The sequence below is a fragment of the Mesorhizobium sp. M4A.F.Ca.ET.020.02.1.1 genome (assembly GCF_004022645.1).
Taxonomy (GTDB): Bacteria; Pseudomonadota; Alphaproteobacteria; order Rhizobiales; family Rhizobiaceae; genus Mesorhizobium.
Genome location: NZ_RZOI01001211.1, coordinates 1 through 939, shown reverse-complemented (window position 1 = coordinate 939; position 939 = coordinate 1). Strand labels below are relative to the sequence as shown.

Sequence of the window (939 nt, the reverse complement as noted above, 5' to 3'; positions counted from 1 at the left end):
GACGATGATCACGCCCTTGACCATCTCCTGGTAGTAGGCGTCGAGGCGCAGGAAGGTGAAGCCGGAGATGATGACGCCGAAGATCAGCGAGCCGATGACGGTGCCGATGATCGAGCCGCGGCCGCCCGACAGCGAGACGCCGCCGATGACCGCCATGGCGATCGCATCGAGCTCGTACATCACGCCCATGCCGGCCTGGGCGGTGAGGTTCTTGGAGGACAGCACCACCGCGGCAACGGAAGCGAGAATGCCGGCGATGACATAGACCAGCACCTTGTGGTTGGCGATCTTGATGCCGGACATGCGTGCGGCGTCCTCATTGGAGCCGATGGCGTAACAGTGCTTGCCGTATCTGGTGTAGCTCAAGATGAGCTGGAACAGGATCGCCAGCGAAATGAATATGATAACCGGCATCAGGCCCTTGCCGATGGCGGCGAAACTGTCGGTCGGAAACGAGATCGGTTGACCCTTCGACCACCATTTGGCGATGCCGCGCGCGGTGACCATCATGCCGAGCGTGGCGATGAAGGGCGGGATGCGCGTATAGGCGATCAGCGCACCGTTGATCAGGCCGGCGATAAGGCCGCAAGAGATGGCGACGAGCAGCGGGACGATCACGGGCAGGTCGGTCCAGCCCTGCGCCAGGAACATCGCCTTGGGGTTCGGGTTGCCATTGACCGTCGCTACCTGGGCAAAGCTCATGGCGATCATCGCCGTCGCGCCGACGATCGAGCCCGAGGACAGGTCGATGCCGCCGCTGATGATGACTTGCGTCACGCCGATGGCGATGATGCCGACGATCGACACCTGCAGGATGATGATCTGCAGGCGGGCCTCGTTGAAGATCCCACTGACATTTTCACGGGTGTTGAACAGGAAGCTGTCGCCGAGGAAGACGCGGCCGATCAGCTCGAACGCGCCGACCAGGATGACCAGCGC

General features: G+C 62.4%; 1 protein-coding gene. It reads right to left on the bottom strand.

Annotated elements, in window-relative coordinates; genetic code table 11:
• The coding region (locus tag EN742_RS36140; protein ID WP_148670576.1) for an ABC transporter permease at positions 1–939 on the bottom strand (939 nt) is incomplete at both ends.